General features: G+C 37.5%; 17 protein-coding genes, 1 tRNA gene and 1 rRNA gene. 1 reads left to right on the top strand and 18 read right to left on the bottom strand.

Annotated elements, in window-relative coordinates; all coding sequences use genetic code 11:
- The 17 genes from SH601_RS17215 to spoIIE form a co-directional block, all read right to left on the bottom strand.
- Positions 1-63 (bottom strand): 16S ribosomal RNA (locus SH601_RS17215); the annotation flags it as partial.
- A gap of 488 nt (positions 64-551) precedes the next feature.
- Positions 552-2,033: a lysine--tRNA ligase gene (gene lysS / locus SH601_RS17220; protein WP_319959580.1), complete on the bottom strand. Its 1,482-nt coding sequence runs from the start codon at positions 2,031-2,033 to the stop codon at positions 552-554.
- A 123-nt stretch (positions 2,034-2,156) separates the two neighbouring features.
- Complete coding sequence (gene dusB / locus SH601_RS17225; protein WP_319959596.1) at positions 2,157-3,146, bottom strand: tRNA dihydrouridine synthase DusB; 990 nt, start codon at positions 3,144-3,146, stop codon at positions 2,157-2,159.
- Entirely contained in the window at positions 3,130-3,372 is a 243-nt protein-coding gene (locus SH601_RS17230; RefSeq protein ID WP_319959582.1) for a helix-turn-helix domain-containing protein, read from the bottom strand. Before SH601_RS17230 ends, dusB begins: the two co-directional genes overlap by 17 nt.
- The gene (gene folK / locus SH601_RS17235) at positions 3,324-3,854 is read right to left on the bottom strand and encodes a 2-amino-4-hydroxy-6-hydroxymethyldihydropteridine diphosphokinase (RefSeq protein ID WP_319959583.1); all 531 of its coding nucleotides are present in this window, start codon (positions 3,852-3,854) and stop codon (positions 3,324-3,326) included. Before folK ends, SH601_RS17230 begins: the two co-directional genes overlap by 49 nt.
- Complete coding sequence (gene folB, locus SH601_RS17240) at positions 3,851-4,216, bottom strand: dihydroneopterin aldolase (RefSeq protein ID WP_319959584.1); 366 nt, start codon at positions 4,214-4,216, stop codon at positions 3,851-3,853. Before folB ends, folK begins: the two co-directional genes overlap by 4 nt.
- On the bottom strand, positions 4,209-5,045 hold the full coding sequence (folP, locus tag SH601_RS17245) for a dihydropteroate synthase (protein ID WP_319959585.1): 837 nt from the start codon (positions 5,043-5,045) through the stop codon (positions 4,209-4,211). The genes folB and folP overlap by 8 nt, the downstream gene beginning before the upstream one ends.
- A 543-nt stretch (positions 5,046-5,588) precedes the next feature.
- Positions 5,589-6,515, bottom strand: a complete 927-nt coding sequence (gene cysK / locus SH601_RS17250) for a cysteine synthase A (protein ID WP_319959586.1) — start codon at positions 6,513-6,515, stop codon at positions 5,589-5,591.
- 104 nt (positions 6,516-6,619) lie between these two features.
- On the bottom strand, positions 6,620-7,543 hold the full coding sequence (locus SH601_RS17255) for a peptidylprolyl isomerase (RefSeq protein WP_319959587.1): 924 nt from the start codon (positions 7,541-7,543) through the stop codon (positions 6,620-6,622).
- Positions 7,544-7,558: 15 nt separating this feature from the next.
- On the bottom strand, positions 7,559-8,431 hold the full coding sequence (gene hslO, locus SH601_RS17260) for an Hsp33 family molecular chaperone HslO (RefSeq protein ID WP_319959588.1): 873 nt from the start codon (positions 8,429-8,431) through the stop codon (positions 7,559-7,561).
- 18 nt (positions 8,432-8,449) lie between these two features.
- Positions 8,450-9,232 carry a type III pantothenate kinase gene (locus SH601_RS17265; RefSeq protein ID WP_319959589.1) on the bottom strand — a complete coding sequence of 261 codons (783 nt, stop codon included), beginning with the start codon at positions 9,230-9,232 and terminating at the stop codon, positions 8,450-8,452.
- Between the two features lie 323 nt (positions 9,233-9,555).
- Positions 9,556-11,583 carry an ATP-dependent zinc metalloprotease FtsH gene (gene ftsH, locus SH601_RS17270; protein WP_319959590.1) on the bottom strand — a complete coding sequence of 676 codons (2,028 nt, stop codon included), beginning with the start codon at positions 11,581-11,583 and terminating at the stop codon, positions 9,556-9,558.
- 99 nt (positions 11,584-11,682) lie between these two features.
- Positions 11,683-12,228, bottom strand: a complete 546-nt coding sequence (gene hpt, locus SH601_RS17275; protein ID WP_319959591.1) for a hypoxanthine phosphoribosyltransferase — start codon at positions 12,226-12,228, stop codon at positions 11,683-11,685.
- Between the two features lie 11 nt (positions 12,229-12,239).
- The gene (tilS, locus tag SH601_RS17280; RefSeq protein ID WP_319959593.1) at positions 12,240-13,646 is read right to left on the bottom strand and encodes a tRNA lysidine(34) synthetase TilS; all 1,407 of its coding nucleotides are present in this window, start codon (positions 13,644-13,646) and stop codon (positions 12,240-12,242) included.
- 66 nt (positions 13,647-13,712) lie between these two features.
- Positions 13,713-14,654, bottom strand: coding sequence for a serine/threonine protein kinase (locus SH601_RS17285; RefSeq protein ID WP_319959594.1), 942 nt, complete (start codon positions 14,652-14,654; stop codon positions 13,713-13,715).
- Complete coding sequence (locus SH601_RS17290) at positions 14,626-15,378, bottom strand: vWA domain-containing protein (RefSeq protein ID WP_319959597.1); 753 nt, start codon at positions 15,376-15,378, stop codon at positions 14,626-14,628. The genes SH601_RS17285 and SH601_RS17290 overlap by 29 nt, the downstream gene beginning before the upstream one ends.
- Before the next feature lie 136 nt (positions 15,379-15,514).
- Positions 15,515-17,965 carry a stage II sporulation protein E gene (gene spoIIE / locus SH601_RS17295; RefSeq protein ID WP_319959595.1) on the bottom strand — a complete coding sequence of 817 codons (2,451 nt, stop codon included), beginning with the start codon at positions 17,963-17,965 and terminating at the stop codon, positions 15,515-15,517.
- 313 nt (positions 17,966-18,278) lie between these two features.
- On the opposite strand from spoIIE, the gene SH601_RS17300 reads away from it, so the two are divergent.
- Positions 18,279-18,352: transfer RNA gene (locus SH601_RS17300), tRNA-Met, on the top strand.
- Positions 18,353-18,415: 63 nt separating this feature from the next.
- On the opposite strand, the gene SH601_RS17305 is transcribed toward SH601_RS17300, so the two are convergent.
- Positions 18,416-18,524: IS3 family transposase (locus tag SH601_RS17305; RefSeq protein WP_319959484.1), on the bottom strand; the 109-nt coding region annotated here is incomplete at its 5' end.

The raw sequence follows: 18,524 nt of genomic DNA on the forward strand, positions 1-18,524 counted from the left end.
GACTTGCATGTATTAGGCACGCCGCCAGCGTTCGTCCTGAGCCAAGATCAAACTCTCAATAAAGTTGACTTATGCTCACTTCTATAAGCTAGCATGTTTCATGTTTAAATTCATACTGGTTGTTTTGTTCAGTTTTCAAAGTTCAATGTCGTTGTCTTTTTTAGCGACAACTTTTATATCATAACATCTTGTCGTTTTGATGTCAACAACTTTTTGAAATTATTTTTTCGTTTGTTGTTGTGATATGTTGTTTTTCATCCGCTGTTTCAGCGACGTATAATAATATACCACGACCAAAGAACATACGTCAACACTTTTTTAAAAGTTTTTTATGATTTTATTTTCAATTAGTTTATGAATGGATTTCATAAACTTGCACCTAGCATTATAAACACTTTTACGCCTATCCCTCACTATTACCAAGTAATAATAAAACCAAGTCTTCCCTAACTACTCTAAATAGATAGTTAGCTGTTTCCTATTTAATTATTATATAAAAAACAACCTCGCCAGTTTATCGGCGAGGTTGTTTTTCTTTTATCTACTATTTATTATTTATTACGCATTTGCGGGAATAACAATACATCTCTAATAGAAGGAGAATTAGTTAACAACATAACTAGTCGATCAATACCAATTCCTAGACCACCCGTTGGAGGCATACCATATTCTAATGCTTCCAAGAAGTCTTCATCCATTTCATGTGCTTCATCATTACCTTGTTCTTTCTCTTTTACTTGCGCTTCAAATCGTTCTCTTTGGTCAATTGGATCATTTAATTCAGAGAATGCATTAGCATGCTCACGTCCTACAATAAATAACTCGAAACGATCTGTAAAACGGCCGTCTTCTTTATTTTTCTTAGCTAAAGGAGAAATCTCTACAGGATGCCCGTAGATGAAAGTAGGTTGAATTAATTTCTCTTCTACTTTCTGCTCGAAGAACTCATTCACAATATGCCCGTATGTCATCGTATCTTGTATTTCAATATTATGTTCTTTAGCCAATGCTTTGGCTTCTTCATCAGACATCTCTTTCCAAAAATCCACACCTGTATGTTCTTTAATTGCATCTACCATGTGTAATCTTGTCCATTGTGGCGCTAAACGAATCTCATCATCTCCATAAGTAATCGTTGTAGAACCTGATACTTCTTCCGCGATGTGAGCAACCATATTTTCCACAAGTTCCATAATATCATGGTAATCTGCATATGCCTCATATAGCTCAATCATTGTAAACTCCGGATTATGACGAGTAGATACCCCCTCATTACGGAATACACGACCAATTTCATATACTTTCTCCATACCACCGACAATCAAACGTTTTAAATGTAGCTCAATTGCAATACGCATATATAGTGGAATATCTAATGCATTATGGTGTGTGACAAACGGACGTGCCGAAGCACCACCCGCAATACTATGCATCATTGGTGTTTCTACTTCTAAGAAACCTTTTGAATCTAAATATCGGCGCATCGATTGAATGATCTTACTACGAAGAACAAACGTATTTTTACTTTCCATATTCGTAATCAAGTCTAAATAACGTTGACGGTAACGTTGTTCTACATCTTTTAAACCGTGGAATTTCTCTGGTAAAGGTCTAAGTGATTTTGTTAGTAGCGTAAATTCAGTTGCTTTAACAGATAACTCCCCTACATTTGTTTTAAAGACTGTACCTGTAACTCCTACAATATCTCCTAAATCCGCTGATTTAAAGATTTCGTAAGCCTCATCGCCAACTTTATCTTTACGTACATATAACTGTACCTGACCACTTAGATCTTGAATATGAGAGAAACCAGCTTTACCTTTTCCTCGTTTTGTCATGATACGGCCTGCTACCGTCGTTTCAATCGCCTTTTCTTCTAATTCTTCTTTCGTAAATTGATCAAACTGTTCTTTTAACTCTTCTGCCAAGTGTGTACGAGCAAACTTATCCCCAAATGGATCTAACCCTTGCTCGCGATGATTGTTCATTTTTTCTAGACGCACACGCATATGTTCGTTTAGTTCTTCGCTCATCCTGCTCACCTCTATAATTAAATTATATATGCTCTATATCAAAAAACTGCCAGAATCGTACTGGCAGTAACTCATTCATGATTAGTATAGAAAACGAATTTCATTGTGTCAACGTTTAGACCCTTAGGAAACTCTAGCTTTTTGCTCTAATTGTTCTACAAAATCATATAGTACTTCTTCTAATTCTTTCTTCGTCTCAGCTTGATTGATTAAACTACGTACTTTACCCGTTCCTTTTAACCCTTTTAAGTACCACGCTGCGTGTTTACGCATTTCCATTACCGCAACACGCTCTCCTTTTAACTTCATCAAACGCTCTGCGTGTAGCAGGCATACTTGTATTTTCTGGGCTGCAGTTGGTTCATCAATTAATTCACCTGTTTCTAGATATTGAACCGTTTGATACATAATCCATGGGTTACCTAGAGCCGCTCTCCCAATCATAATAGCATCTACACCTGTCTCTTCTAAACGGCGCTTCGCCACCTCTGGTGAATCGACATCCCCATTTCCTATAACAGGAATATCCACAGACTCCTTTACACGACGGACAATATCCCAATCCGCTATACCTTCATACAACTGCTCTCTAGTACGACCGTGTAGCGCCATCGCTTTAGCACCTGCTTCTTGAAGGGCTTGAGCATTTTCTAAAGCATAGATACTATCTGTATCCCAACCAGAACGCATCTTTACTGTTACAGGCTTGTCTACAGCTTGTACCACTTCAGCTACCATTTCATAAATCTTCTCAGGCTGTAGTAACCAACGTGAACCCGCATCGCATTTTGTGATCTTCGGAACAGGACATCCCATATTAATATCGATAATATCTGCATTTGTATGCTTATCTACAAATTGCGCCGCTTCTACTAGCGTATCACGATACCCTCCAAAGATTTGCAAACTCATTGGCTTTTCTTCTTCATCAATATATAACATTTCCATCGTTCGTTTATTCTTATTAACAATACCTTTATCACTAACCATTTCCGCACAGACAAGGCCTGCGCCAAACTCTTTTACCGTTAAGCGAAACGCCCAGTTACTTACACCTGCCATCGGTGCCAATACGACTTGGTTAGGGATTTCTACGTCACCTATTTTCCACATATTGATTCTTCTCACTTTCTTTCACTCTTGGTTGTAACTCTTCCATCGTAATCCCAAGTTTTTTCGTAATGTCTTCTAGATTATTCTTCGTCGGAACTCTCTTGTCTCGTTCGATTTCTCCTAATTGTGTAACAGATATTCCTAACTCCTTGGCAAAACCTACTTGTGTATATCCTTTTAACTTTCTAAACGCTTTGATTCGTTTACCCCATCTAGTTGCTGCCATTTGACTACCCCTTCTTTGTCTTGTACAGGTATTGTAGTTAATAGTTGTGTAATATTTTGTCTTAATTGTTCGATATATAAAAGTGGATTGATTTCCGCTAATGGAATTAAAACAAATGCTCGTTCATGTAACCTTGGATGTGGCAAAATCAATCGTTCTGATTCAAAAACTTCTTGATGATACAACAAAATATCAAGGTCGATCGTTCTTGGTCCCCATTTTATTTCTCTTTCTCTACCGAGCTTACTTTCCACGCTTTGGCAAACATCCAACAAAGCAATCGGATCTAACTCGGTTGTTGCTTCTATTACCATATTTAAAAATTGCTCTTGCTCTACATAACCAACAGGATCTGTCTCATAAATGGAAGACTCAGCTGCTACTTCTATTTTATCATGATTAGCCAAATGGTCTATCGCTTTATTTAGATACGTTAATCTTGGTTCGATATTGGAACCAAGTGCTATATATGCTTTGTTCATAAATTCTTCTCCCTGTAAATCTCAACAGCAACCGACTGATAATGACCTGGTATTGGCGGATCTGGTTTCACTACCTTGACCGTACAGGCTTGTAATAAGTCAAATCGCACTAAAAGCGATTGTGCAATTTCTTCAGCTACTGCTTCCACTAAATTTTTTGAGTAACCTTCTACCACTTGTTTAGTCACCTGATAAACAAGTCCATAATCAATGGAATGATGAAGGTCGTCTGACTTACCCGCCTTTTGCAGGTCCGTTTCTAATATAAGATCTACTAAGAACCGTTGCCCTAGCTTTTTTTCTTCAGGAAATACTCCATGAAATCCATAAAAACTCATTTGATTCAAATGAATTTTATCCATTCTGTACACCACCTTTACCAATTAACTTGTCCATCATCTTCGTCATCCTTACATGCATCTCGACATTATGGACACGAACAATCTCGCAACCTTTTATCATACCATAGCATACAGTAGCACCTGTACCTTCATCCCGCTCATCTACTGGCAGGTTTAATGTTTTAGCAATGACAGATTTTCGGGATGTTCCAAGTAAAACAGGGTAATCAAGTTCTCTCAATCGATCCATCTCCTGCATCACTTGAATGTTCTCCTCATATGTCTTGGCAAAACCAACGCCTGGATCAAGTATAATATTTTCCTTCTTCACCCCTGCATCTAATGCAAGTTCAATGCTTTCTTGTAAATCGACTAAAACATCATCAATCAACGAACCATACTCAGGCACTTCCCGATTATGCATTAAAATAATTGGTACATTTAGTTCTGCTGCCACTCGGGCGATTTCGGGTTCTCTTTTACCGCCCCAAATATCATTAATGATGGACGCACCCGCCTCAATCGCTCTCTTTGCTACATTCGCTTTCCACGTATCTATTGAAATTGGTACTGTTACAACATCTGTTAAAGCTTCAATAACTGGTACAACACGTTCTAATTCTTCTTTTTCTGTTACCGGAGTATGACCAGGTCTAGTAGACTCACCACCAATATCAATAATATCTGCGCCTTCCGCCTCCAATTGCTTCGCTTGGCGAATAGCTGCTTCAATCGTATGATATTGTCCACCATCAGAAAAAGAGTCTGGCGTAACATTTAAGATACCCATCACTAATGTTTTGTCTTGATAACGATAATTTTTTGTCTTTGTCTGTAGCCACTCGTGCATGATACCCCGTCCTCACAAAATGATTTCTATAAAGCAATATTTCAATCAGTGGGAGTTTTTGACTCCCACTGATTGTTAGCGAAACTTATCAGGGAGTTAGCGTCCGTTTATCCCTTATCTTCGCTTCCTCGTTTTCACTCGAATCTTGAAGTGGGGTTTTACGGACGATTGCACCGTGATAAACTATTCATAACAAAATATTATAGCATAACTGTTTCTAAAAATTTAGAGGGTCTTGCTTAATATGTAACTTCATCGCCAAAATATGATGAGAAAAACGCCCAATTTCTGAGCGTTCCTAGCTAGACGAACACTTAAATTGTATCCTTTCTTTGCTATAAAGTGAGACTTCAATCAGTGAGAGTTTTTGACTCCCACTGATTGTTAACAAAACTTATCAGGGAGTTAGCGTCCGTTTATCCCCCATCTTCGCTTCCTCGTTTTCACTCGAATCTTGAAGTGGGGGTTTTACGGACTCATGTACCGTGATAAACAAAACCCCGCTCCTTGTTATCGAAACGGGGTTAGTTCTTTTATTATATATTATTCTTCATCAAATTGATAAAGCGGTGTTGATAAGTAGCGTTCTCCATTACTCGGGATTACCGCTAATACTTTTTTGCCTTTTCCAAGTTTTTTCGCTACTTGTTTTGCGGCATAAATTGCGGCACCTGATGAAACACCACCAAGAACTCCATCTTTACGAGCTGCTTCTCTTGCAGTTTCATAAGCTTGATCATTTGATACTGTAACAACTTCATCGTAAATGTCCGTATTTAAAACCTCTGGTACAAATCCTGCACCAATACCTTGGATTTTGTGAGGTCCTGGTTTACCACCTGATAAAACCGCTGAATCTGTTGGCTCCACTGCATAAATCTTAACATCTTGATAATGTTCTTTTAAGACTTTACCTGCGCCAGTAATGGTACCACCTGTACCAATACCAGAAACAAAAGCATCTAATTGATCGCCCATTTGTTCTACGATTTCTTTACCAGTAGTACGTGCATGAGCATCTGGGTTCGCTTCATTATTAAATTGCTGAGGCATAAAATACCCATGCTCCTCCTGCAATTCTGTTGCTTTCGCAATCGCACCCTTCATTCCTTCTGCTCCTGGCGTAAGAACTAATTCTGCACCATAAGCACGCAATAAGTTACGTCTTTCTAAACTCATTGTATCAGGCATTACTAAAATTGCTTTATATCCTTTAATAGCTGCTACTAAAGCTAAACCAATACCAGTATTTCCACTAGTTGGCTCAATAATCGTATCACCTTCTTTTAAAGCACCAGATTCCTCAGCTGCTTCTACCATAGCTAGAGCAATACGATCTTTAACAGAACTACCAGGATTCATAAACTCCAACTTTACATAAACCTCTGCACCTTCTGGGTCTACTGTACGATTTAATTTTACAATTGGGGTATTTCCAATCAATTCTGCAACACTTTGCGCTACACTCATTCCAGTTCCTCCTCAATTCCAAGTATTTTTATAGGTATTATATACAATGTAACTGAAAATGGATACAATGTCAACCCATTAACTGGAAGGTTCATGAGGTTTTTTTACTCTATTAAGCCATTATCCTTATATATATTTATATCCACTCTTTCCCACAAGCTTGATGCATTCACATCTTGTTCTAATTTGGATAACGCTATGTCCTGTCTTACTTCTTCATACGCTTCTTCTAAACTCACTGTAATAGCAGGCAAATGCTGATGCTGAAAGATAATGGCATAACCACCACTAACCTCTATCGGTTCACTATATGTCCCAGGCGTAAGCGAGATTGCCACTTGGTAATATTCAGTCGGTATAAAGCTACTAGTCTCCGCATAATACCCTAGATAACCGTTATCCGTTGCGCGCATATCATCTATTGATAATTCCCGCGCAACATCTTGAAAAGATTCGCCACCTTCTAACCTAGCTATCGCATATTCTGCCTCTGGCTTTGTTGAAACAACTATATGCGACAACTGCACCATATCTTGAAACTGATATTGGTTTTTGTACATCTGATAATAATCTACTATTTCTTGTTCAGATACCGCTATATCTTTACTCAAAAGGTATTGAAGATAGTATCGATGATTAATTTGATCGGTCCACTCTTCTAACTTTTGCTGTTTTTCCTCATCTGATAATATACCTTTTGTTATCATCATTCTCGCTAATTCTCGATCTACAATTTTGGGATGGACCTCGATACCTTCTTGCTCAGCTAGCTGAAAGACAACCTCCTTATCGATGAGGTCATATAAGACAGATTCTCCGTATCGTGTAACTAATTCATGCTGCCATTCTTGATAGTTAATTTCCTTTTGATTTACTTTTGCTAAAGGTTCAGCAGGATCTACTGATTTATTTTCTAATATAGCTAAACTACTCTTATTTCGTTCACCAGTAAAAACAATTACTGTCGAAATATTCGTAATAAGCAAAAGGATAACAATGGACCATAGAACTAGACGCGATGTTTTCAACAGCTCTTCCTCCTATTATTCTGTTTTCAACGCTTGTAAATCATTGATAGAGAACGTATATGTCTCATTACAGAAATGGCAAGAAGCTGTTGCACCATGATCTTCTCTAATCATCGCATCAATCTCATCATTACCTAACCCTTTAATAGCTACTCCCATTCTTTCTTTAGAACATGGACAATGGAATTGCACCGGCATATTCTCATGAATTTTCACATTATCTTTCCCTAACAATAATTCCAGGATTTCCTCTGGTTGTTTTCCTTCTTGAATTAATGTTGAAATAGGTGCAATGGAATTGATACTTTCTTCAATTTTGGCGATAGTCGTTTCAGATGCTCCTGGCATCATTTGTACAATAAAACCACCTGCAGCTAAGATCGTATGGTCCGGGTTAACTAATACACCTGCACCAACAGCAGATGGCACTTGTTCAGAAGTTGCTAAGTAGTAAGTAAAATCTTCACTAATTTCGCCGGATACAATGGGAACTTGGCCAGTAAAGTTAGTCTTTAATCCAACATCTTTTACAACACTTAATGTTCCTTTTGTTCCGACAGCTCTTCTTACATCTAGTTTCCCTTGCGCATTTGATTCAAAATCAACATGCGGATTGATTACATATCCACGCACTTCGCCTTTTGCATTTGCATCCGCAATAACAGCACCCACTGGTCCATTACCTTCTACCTTCACTGTTAATTTATCTTCACCCTTCAACATAGCACCTAGCATTGTCGAAATGGTAATAGTTCTTCCTAGTGCAGCTGATGTAGTTGCCCATGTATCCTGGCGTCTACGTGCTTCCTCTACTGTCTCTGTTGAACGAATCGCATACGCTCTGACCTCACCATTATATGCCGTTGCTTTTAGTAAATAATCTTTCATTTGTTATAAACGTCCTTTCTATTTTGAAAAATCCTTTTCGTTCTTCTTATATACTTCATATAACCCTTTAAGTGTTAAATAAGGATCGACAATATCAATTACCGAAGAGTCGGCTGCAATCAATGTCGCTAATCCACCTGTAGCGATAACCTTAGGTGTGCCTCCTACTTCTTCTTTAATTCGGTTAACAACAGCATCCACTTGTCCAACATATCCGAAATAAACACCTGATTGCATCGCTTCTACCGTTGACTCGCCTAACACTCTCTTCGGTTTCTTTAATTCGATCTTCGGCAATTTAGCTGCATTTTGATATAACGCATCTAAAGAGATATTAATACCCGGTGTAATTACACCACTAACATATTCCCCTTTTTCATTGAGGTAACAATACGTTGTTGCCGTACCAAAATCAATAATAATGCTCGGAACACCATATTCCTTTACAACACCAACCGCATTAACAACACGATCAGCACCTAGCTCTTTAGGATTAGGATACTTCATTTTTAAATATGGATTCACCTTTTCGTTCCCAATGATCATAGGATTGCAGTGGAAGTACTTATCTGCCATTCGCTCTAAAGCAAAAAGAATAGGCGGAACAACCGAAGAAATCACAATGCCATTAATATCTGATATCATTAATCCCTCATGCTCTAACAGGGATTTAACAAACATTGCATATTCATCTTCCGTTTTATTTTTATCTGTTTGCATACGCCACTGGTATGTTAACTGTCCTTCTTTAAATACACCCAATACCGTGTTGGTATTCCCGACATCTATTACAAAAATCATAATATCCTCCACAATGTTAAAATATTGGTTACTACAATTCCATATTTTAAAGCTAGTCTGCAACAAGTAGCAAGTTTTAAACTCGCAACTACGTTTTTATAATCTTTTAAGCTAGATACAAACAATAAAGCAAATACGCTAATACCTCGACGGAATGCTCTCACTCTTTATGTAGGTGTGTAGTGGTTGGCAACCGTGTTGTGTATACACTTATCATTAGTCAAACGGAAGAACGAAGCACTTATTCTGTTCATCAAGCTAATTAGAGCAAGCATTAACCACAAAAAAGCAGTTCCTATCTATCTAGGAACTGCTTTTTGCTTTTATTGTTTGTCTTTATCTTCTGAGTCGTTCTTATCTTCGTCAAAGTAGCTTGTTGAATTTTGTTCGAAGTAGTTATCTTCTTTATCGTTTGATTGAATGTTTACTTTGACATCTGAATCAGAAACAGATTCATCATTTGTTGTTTTCGCTTCTGAAATTGTTTCAGATGGTGTTTCTTTGCCATCTTGTTCAGAAACAACTGGGTCTGGTAGTACCCCATCTTCAAATAATGATTTGATTTGACCGGCATCTAACGTTTCTACTTCTAACAATGTTTTGGCTACAAGTTCTAGCTTATCACGGTTTTCTGTTAGAATCTGTTTCGCACGATCATAGCTTGATTGGATAATATTTTGGACTTCTTGGTCAATTTCATATGCAATAGCATCACTATAGTTTTGCTCACTTTGCATATCACGACCTAAGAATACTTGACCTTGGCTATTACCAAACTGTAACGGTCCGATCTTATCACTCATACCGTATTCCATAACCATTTTACGAGCGATCCCTGTTGCACGTTGGAAGTCATTATGGGCCCCGGTACTTACTTCGCCGAAAATAATTTCCTCTGCAACACGACCACCTAAAAGACCTGTGATCTTATCCAATAATTCTGGTTTTGTCATAAAGTAACGATCTTCACGAGGTAGCATTACTGCATACCCACCAGCTTGCCCACGAGGCACAATTGTTACTTTATGAACCATATCCGCATCGTCTAGTACCATACCAATAATAGTGTGTCCACTTTCATGGTATGCAACGATGTTACGTTCTTTTTCAGAGATAACTCTACTTTTCTTAGCTGGACCGGCAATAACACGGTCAATTGCTTCATCGACATCTTCCATATCGATTTTCTCTTTATCACGACGAGCTGCTACTAGCGCTGCTTCATTCAGCAAGTTCTCAAGGTCTGCACCTGAGAAGCCTGGAGTTCGCATTGCAATTGTTTTTAGTTCTACATCGCTAGATAATGGCTTATTACGAGCATGCACTTTAAGCACATCCTCACGTCCATTTAAGTCTGGACGATCTACTGTAATTTGACGATCAAAACGTCCTGGTCGTAATAACGCCGGATCTAAAATGTCAGGTCTATTTGTTGCAGCAATGATGATAATCCCTTCATTTTCACCGAAACCATCCATTTCAACTAGTAACTGGTTTAATGTTTGTTCACGTTCATCATGACCGCCACCAACACCAGCACCACGTTGACGACCTACCGCATCAATCTCATCAATAAAGATGATACATGGGGCATTTTTCTTCGCATTCTCAAACAAGTCACGTACACGGGAAGCACCGACACCTACGAACATCTCAACAAAGTCCGAACCACTGATAGAGAAGAACGGAACACCTGCTTCACCCGCAACAGCTCTTGCTAATAACGTCTTACCTGTACCTGGAGGTCCTACTAATAAAACCCCTTTAGGAATTGTTGCACCGATTGCAGAGAATTTACGAGGGTCTTTTAAGAAGTCTACTACTTCTACTAATTCTTGCTTCTCTTCATCTGCACCAGCAACATCTTTGAAGCGAACTTTCTTCTTCTCTTCACTGTACATTTTTGCCTTACTCTTACCGAAGTTCATTACACGGCTTCCGCCACCTTGAGCTTGGTTAAGCAAGAAGAAGAATAAAATGAATATAATAATAAAAGGAATCATTGTTGTGAAAAGCGTAAGCCATCCACTTGGTTGTTCCTCTTCATCTACCTTCACCAATATACCTTGATCTTTCGCAGTATCTTCTACATGCTCTACGATACCTGGACTATCCAAAATATTAGTGATGAAAGATTGATCATCTTCCGTTAATTCCCCCACTACACGTATAACACCGTTAGAAGGGCGCATTTCCATTTCTTTGATTTGGTTGTTTTCCAAAGCTTCCATAAATTCGTTTACTTTTAATTCATCAGCCTGATTGTTTTGACTGGTGAACATCGTTATGATCCCAATTACCGCTATAAATACAACAAAATATAGGATCACATTACGCATAATCCGATTCATAGCCTACCTCCTCCCGAAACGAGAAAACTATAGTAAATAGTACCATACTGTAAGACCGTATGACAACTAATTACAACTGATACTTGATTGGTTTTTCCTTTACTCTTCTCCACCATAAATTTCTGGTTTCAAAACACCGATATATGGAAGATTGCGATATCTTTCTTGGTAATCTAACCCATAGCCAACAACAAACTCATTCGGTACTTTAAACCCTACTATATCTGCCTTAATATCAACGGTTCTACCTTCAGGCTTATCTAATAATGTTACGATCTTAATTGATTTAGCCTTTCGGTATTTAAATAGATCCACTAAATAACTTAAGGTAAGACCACTATCAATGATATCTTCAATAATTAAGATATCACGACCTTCTACTTGTGTGTTCAAATCTTTCACGATTTTCACTTCACCTGAAGAACGCATTTCATTCCCATAACTAGAAACATCCATAAAGTCCATTTCTATATGTGTATCAATAGCACGTAAAATATCGGACATAAAAGGTAATGCTCCCTTTAAAACACCGATGGCTAGTGGGAACCTTCCCTCATATTCTTCTGTTAATTGCTTGCCAAGCTCTTCACATTTCGCTTGTATTTGTTCTTCTGAAATTAATATTTCTTTAATCTCATTATGCATCTTGCTGCCTCCTAATTACTTAAATCTGTGTATGTTAATACAATATATTCACCAACAGATCTTTTTCCTTTTATTTCCGCCTTCTTCAAACCTGCCATCCAAAGCAATGATCCATCCGCTCCGAAAATAAGTGGCCAACTATCACGTAAGTAGACGGGAATCTTTTCATCAATGAAAATATCTTTTACTTTCTTTCGACCATGTAATCCTCTTACCGTCATACGATCTCCAGGCTTTCTCACGCGTATACTTAACGGAAATAATGATTCACATTCAATCGGGATATGTAAAGTCTGACTGTTTTCACAGATAGGATCTGAGGCATATTCGACTTTAAGCGTGGCATCATTTGGTAAGGTAATTTCACTCGGAACATTAATCGTCTGGTGAACTTCCCATTCCTTATTGACATCCGTGCGAAAGTAGAAACGTAATTCCTGATAATTCTTTGAAATTTTCAATGATTTTGGAAAGTCTACTGTAACATTACTCTTTTGTTGGTCTAACAAAGCGAAAAAGTCTTTTTCATGTTGTATATTCAAATCTGTTGGTACTTTTTTATAAAGATAATTTAATATTAGATGAAAGGCGCGCCTTTGTAAAGCTATCGGATATGACTGAAATGCAGAGATATCAAAAAACGCTAAGCTATCTTTATATGTTACGACTTTCTCGACCATCTTTTCTGCTTCATTTAACAAATAAGTTTGGTCCTCTTCCATACGCTCTGTCATTTCCTGAACATGGTGATGCACTTGAGATTCTTGCTCCTTTAACAAAGGAATAACCCTCAAACGGAAATAATTACGTGTGTAAGTAATAGATTGATTGGAAGGGTCCTCTCTAGGAGTAAGTTGAAGCTCCCTACAATATTGATATATATCTTCTTTTGATAAAGGTAAGAAAGGTCTAATAATATAACCACCTGCAAATCGTCGCTTTATCGGCATCCCTGCAAGCGCGGCTGGATTAGACTGACGAACTAAACGCATAAGTACCGTTTCTACTTGATCATCACCGTGATGGGCGAGCGCTAAGAAATCTGCCTTTGTCTCCTGCATAACTTCTTCAAAAGCTTGATAACGTAAAGTACGTGCTGCCACTTGCGTACCTTCCTTATGTAGTTCCTTTCTACTCTTTACATCTACTTCTCTTGTTATACAAGGAATTTGTAGCTGCTCACAAATATTTTTGACATATCGCACATCTTCTTTAGATTCTTCTCCACGCAGACCATGGTCAACGGAAACTGCTATTACCTTTAAACGTAATTGCTCTTTCATATTTACTAGGTAATGTAATAACAATAAAGAATCTGCTCCACCAGAAACACCTACCAACACCGTAGCATCCTGATGTATTAATTGATGTTTCTTCATAAATGGCATTAATTTTTCATGAAGGGATACCCTACGCAAAAACCACCACCCCATCCGTTTTTGTTTACATTATTTTAACATAATATGACCTATAAAATCTTATTATCACATAAATAATGTAACATAAACGTAACCTAATGCACCAATGGTTAAGATACCACCAATCTCGAAATAAGAATAAACTGCTTCTTGTCTATTTTTAGTTACTTGATTTTCGCGTCTATCACTTCTTGTTTTTTCATGAATAAAATATTGCAATAAATATTGTTTTACATCTTCTGCACGCACGATTGTTTGATTAACAAGCATCATCAATAGCTTTCTCAAAGGTTCTATTTGTACTGCTTGATTGATTTTTTGCTGTAATGTTTTCTTTGGGCTATTCCCTTTAGAAAAACCATTCGGATAGTAAACACGTATAATAACCATTGCTAGCGCAAATAAATCATAACCTGGATCTGCTTTACGAGAACCACATTGCCAATAGGCACGATCATAAAATTCCGTATATTCCTTAATTGCTCTACCTTGTAATGTCGTACCACCTACATCTACCCACCGCAATCTAGTAGGCTTTTGTGACACAATTAAATTTTCTAACTTTAAATCTCCAAAGACATAACCTTGCTGGTGTAATACATGTAAATCATTCAAAAATTTAATTAATAGTGTAATCAGCCATTCCTCGTTATTATTTCTCATAAAATCATGCAAAGACTCTCCTGATATATATTCCATTACATAAAAGGAATACGTAAAACCGTTGTGTGCTTGATAATCGTCTACATCTATTAAAGAAGGCCCAAGGTGGTAACCTTGAACCGCTTGGAAGGATTTTAACACATTGACTTCAGAACTAATCGATGTGCTTTGCTTACTAATTTTAAGCGCGACCTTTTTCTTTTCATGTACGCAAAGGTAAACAGCACCAATCGCCCCACTACCTAGTTTTTTAATAACATGGTAATGTTTGCGATGCCATTTCCCCTTTACTAATTGCCCTTTCTTCAAAAAGATATCAGGCTTCTTCGATGTCTTTGTAATCATCGCTTAAAAATCTCCTTCTTAACGACTTCTTACCAAATTGATACATCGCTTCTTTTAAAGCTGGCCCGGTCGGTGTAACACCGCCAGTAGCTATTTTTGCAAAGATTGTTGTTATAGAATCTAACTTGCCTGTCCAATCTACTAATTGCTGAATTGGTTTCTTTCTACCTGGAAATTGATAGACAGCAAAACGACTTCTTCCTATTCGAGCATTCATACTAATGGATAAATCAACAAGCGCTTCTTGAACAGTCGGCAATTTATTCGTCATACTAGCACTTGTATCAACTAATACTAATACTTCTAAATCACTGGTTTCTCCTAATTCATCTACTACTTCCATTACTTCACCACGTTGATCGGGTGGTAATTCTTCCATTGTTTTTTCATTTCCAAGTATTTGTTTTAACTCATTGTTTACAACACCTTGTAATGTCTCTGTCATCGCTTGTTTTGTAACAGCTTGAACGGTTTGAGCCAAAACATCTTGGTAAACAATTTGACTTACACCTTGGCCATTACTTGCAATATCTTCAACCTCTGCTAAACCTGCTGGTTGCTCTGAGCGATCGTCTTCTAATATTCCAATCACATTAACAGTTATTCCTTGTTCTGCTACTAAACTAGCGACTAGTGACGGATCTTCTCCCTGATTCGAACAGCCATCTGTCAGTAAAAGTATTTGCTTAAGTGTCCCTGCCTTCATCCTTATTTCCCTCCTAATTATTGGTCGTTGGTTAATAGTAAGGTTCGCCAATAACGGAGGCTTTTATACGTGCAACTATTGATGATAAATAAGCTTACTCTGTTTATTCGGCTATCAAGATGAGAAAACACACTGGCGAAAAAATAAAAGGTTGTTAACTAATTTCCTCCCTTTCAAACTGATGAAACGATCTAATTGGTGCCCATTGCGGTTTATTTTCATTAATTTGGGCTACAAGGACAGTCATATCATCTTCGATCTCACCACCTTGTGTTCGGATGACTTCCTCTAACAGCAAATCAGCTATTTCCTGCGGTTCTCTTGTTTCCATCTCTAGCAGTTTCTGTTCTAACCATAAATCAACATTCTCAATATTTTTTGGTCCTTCAAATATGCCATCACTCATCATGATTAAAAAATCCTCCGATCTTAATTGCGCACTTACGACATCTACTTCGACTTCTTGAATAATTCCGATAGGAAGGTTACTAGCCTCCACTTTTTCTACTTTGTTATTACTTAGAATAAAACTAGGTGTTGAACCAACCTTCAAGAACTGTACGACGGCTCGATGCAAATCAATCATAGCTAAATCTAACGTTGCATAGATTTCTTCATTTGTTCGAAGGGCTAATATAGAATTTATCGACTTAATTGCTACTTGTTCATGTAAGCCCGATTCTAAAATTTGTTGTAATAAACGTAAAGTTTCTGTACTTTCTTCATGAGCACGATTACCATTTCCCATTCCATCACTTATTGCCAGTGCGTGTTTTCCTGCACCTAGATCTAATGATTTATAACAATCTCCAGAGATTAATCCTCCACCTTTTGCTGCGTGTGCAACACCTGTATCGATTACATATTTTCTAGCGGAACCAAAAGTAAAGAAGCTATGACCTTTTGCTAAAGGAGACAGGTCTTCTGTTGCAACAATCACCGTTTCATCTAAGATGTCTGAAAGGATTGGTGCTATAATCTTAGCTGCCTCTCCATGATATTCTTGGAAACAAATCACCATCTCTATATCAATATTCCCTTTCTCTAACGTATAAATATCTAACTTCTCTAACTCAATTCCGACATGTTTAAGCGCCGCAACAATCTCTATTTCTTGTTGCTCATGATTTTCCTTTTCCTTAAGTATTTCATTCGCAAAGCTTTCCATCACTTCTGATACACCATTTAACTGATCGGCGACAAACCGTCTACTCTCTAATACTTGTTTCTTCAATTGCTTATTAGCCTGAAAAAAAGATAACTCTTGTTGCATCGTATCTATTACTTTCTTAGACTTCATACAATGATTTTCAAATTGCCGATTCGTCATATTATTCAACTGATTATCTGTCTCTAATTGCTCCTTCACACCTTTCATTAAATGATAGGTTTTATCAAATTGCTGTACCCAGCATGTTTCTTTCTTAAAGCAAGTTTGACAAGTTTTCTCTGTCACATTACTTAAATAGTAGTCGACCTCAATATCCTGTTCTTCTCTATCTTTCGACTCCGTTTGGAAACTATGTGATAACGCTTTAAATACATTCGAAAACCGCTCTACTCGATGTGCAGTCACATTTCGGACTTTTTGTAAATATTGCTCCTGCTCATTCACATGCTCTACTGTTCCTGGTACATACTTGGCAAGTTGTTTTATCCATGAACTCGGCGTGAGCAAGAATAGACCAATCGCTAAAACAGATTCAAGAAGCGCTGTCGCTAAATATTCGAAGGAATCGCCGTATAAACTAATTAACAATGTACTTACTAATAAACCAACACTAACAGCTAGTTTGCGCCCCTCTTTTAACAACCCTCCCAATAAACCTGCGAACGCTAGTAGACTCATTTGAAATAAATTAGCAATACTAGCAAGACTTAATATTAAACCAGCCACTACACCTACAGTAGAACCAATCGCCGCACCACCAACTAATGCTAAAAGCAACACTAAGTACCGGGCAAATACTTGTTCCAGCTGTGCTTGGTATAGTTCCACACCAATAACACCCGTTAGTACAGATGCTAACAAAATAATAAAGCAAACAATTTCTTCATTTTTTAATAAAGGTTTGTATCTTTTCGGTGATAATAAGGGAATACTTTGCATAAAAATAAGTAGTAAGACAGCTGCAAGTACACCTTCCACTAATGCAATAACCCACTCTAAATAGGTAAGCTTGGTCGTCATAGCATAGATACTAATACGCGGAACACTTGCTGCTACAAAGACGAGAAACGGTAAAAATTTCTCCACTGACTTTGTTTGATATAGAAAAAAGGAAAGAACAACAAAAGCGGAAATAGATAAAAAGAGATAGAAACTATGCTCAAAACCATAGGTTAATGCTCCTAACAATGAGAATGTAATAAGAGGAAACACTTTATCTCGACGCAAAAACCATACTGCTGCAATAAATGCGAGCACAAAAGGTGATAATGTGGATAGAATGACAGCTCGTCCTAATAAAAATCCGATAACCCAAATCAACAAACCTTTCTCAAACATTAAGTTTGCACATTTCTTGCCTATTTTGCTTCGTACTTTACTCATTTGGCCAGTAGAAATAAAAGATTTTGGTTTATTATCCGTATATGTGTTCATTTATATCACTCCTCTGTCCACATTAAATCACATCCTCTTTTAATATTTTGTCAAAGCAAGGAAGATGCCGTTCCAAAAAGTTCGACGTGATTCCTTACAGATAATATAAAACGACATAACTCCTCTTACACAACTTAAAACGAATAGATGTTGGTTATGCCCTCTTTGACGATAAATAATAAATAGATCTCCTTTCGGCATACTGTAGACCATAAAAATCTTACAAAAAAATTGTATTTGCTTGTTGACAGATGGGTAAAGCTGTTGTATTATATTCCTTGTGTCTTTCAAAAGACATGTTGAAAATAATTATGGCGGTGTAGCTCAGCTGGCTAGAGCGTACGGTTCATACCCGTGAGGTCGTGGGTTCGATTCCCTCCGCCGCTATCATAGTAAAAGACTCAAGGAATATTGAAATGTACCCTTTGTCAAGGACATTTTAAAAAAAGACTAAGCTACATTGTCAAGATGATTCCTGTATTGCACAGGGGTCATCTTCTTTAAATTCCATTGATATCTATAATGGTTGTAATAAGTCATATAACTCTTTACTTCATGT

The organism is Gracilibacillus pellucidus (assembly GCF_033949965.1).
Classification (GTDB): Bacteria; Bacillota; Bacilli; order Bacillales; family Amphibacillaceae; genus Gracilibacillus; species Gracilibacillus pellucidus.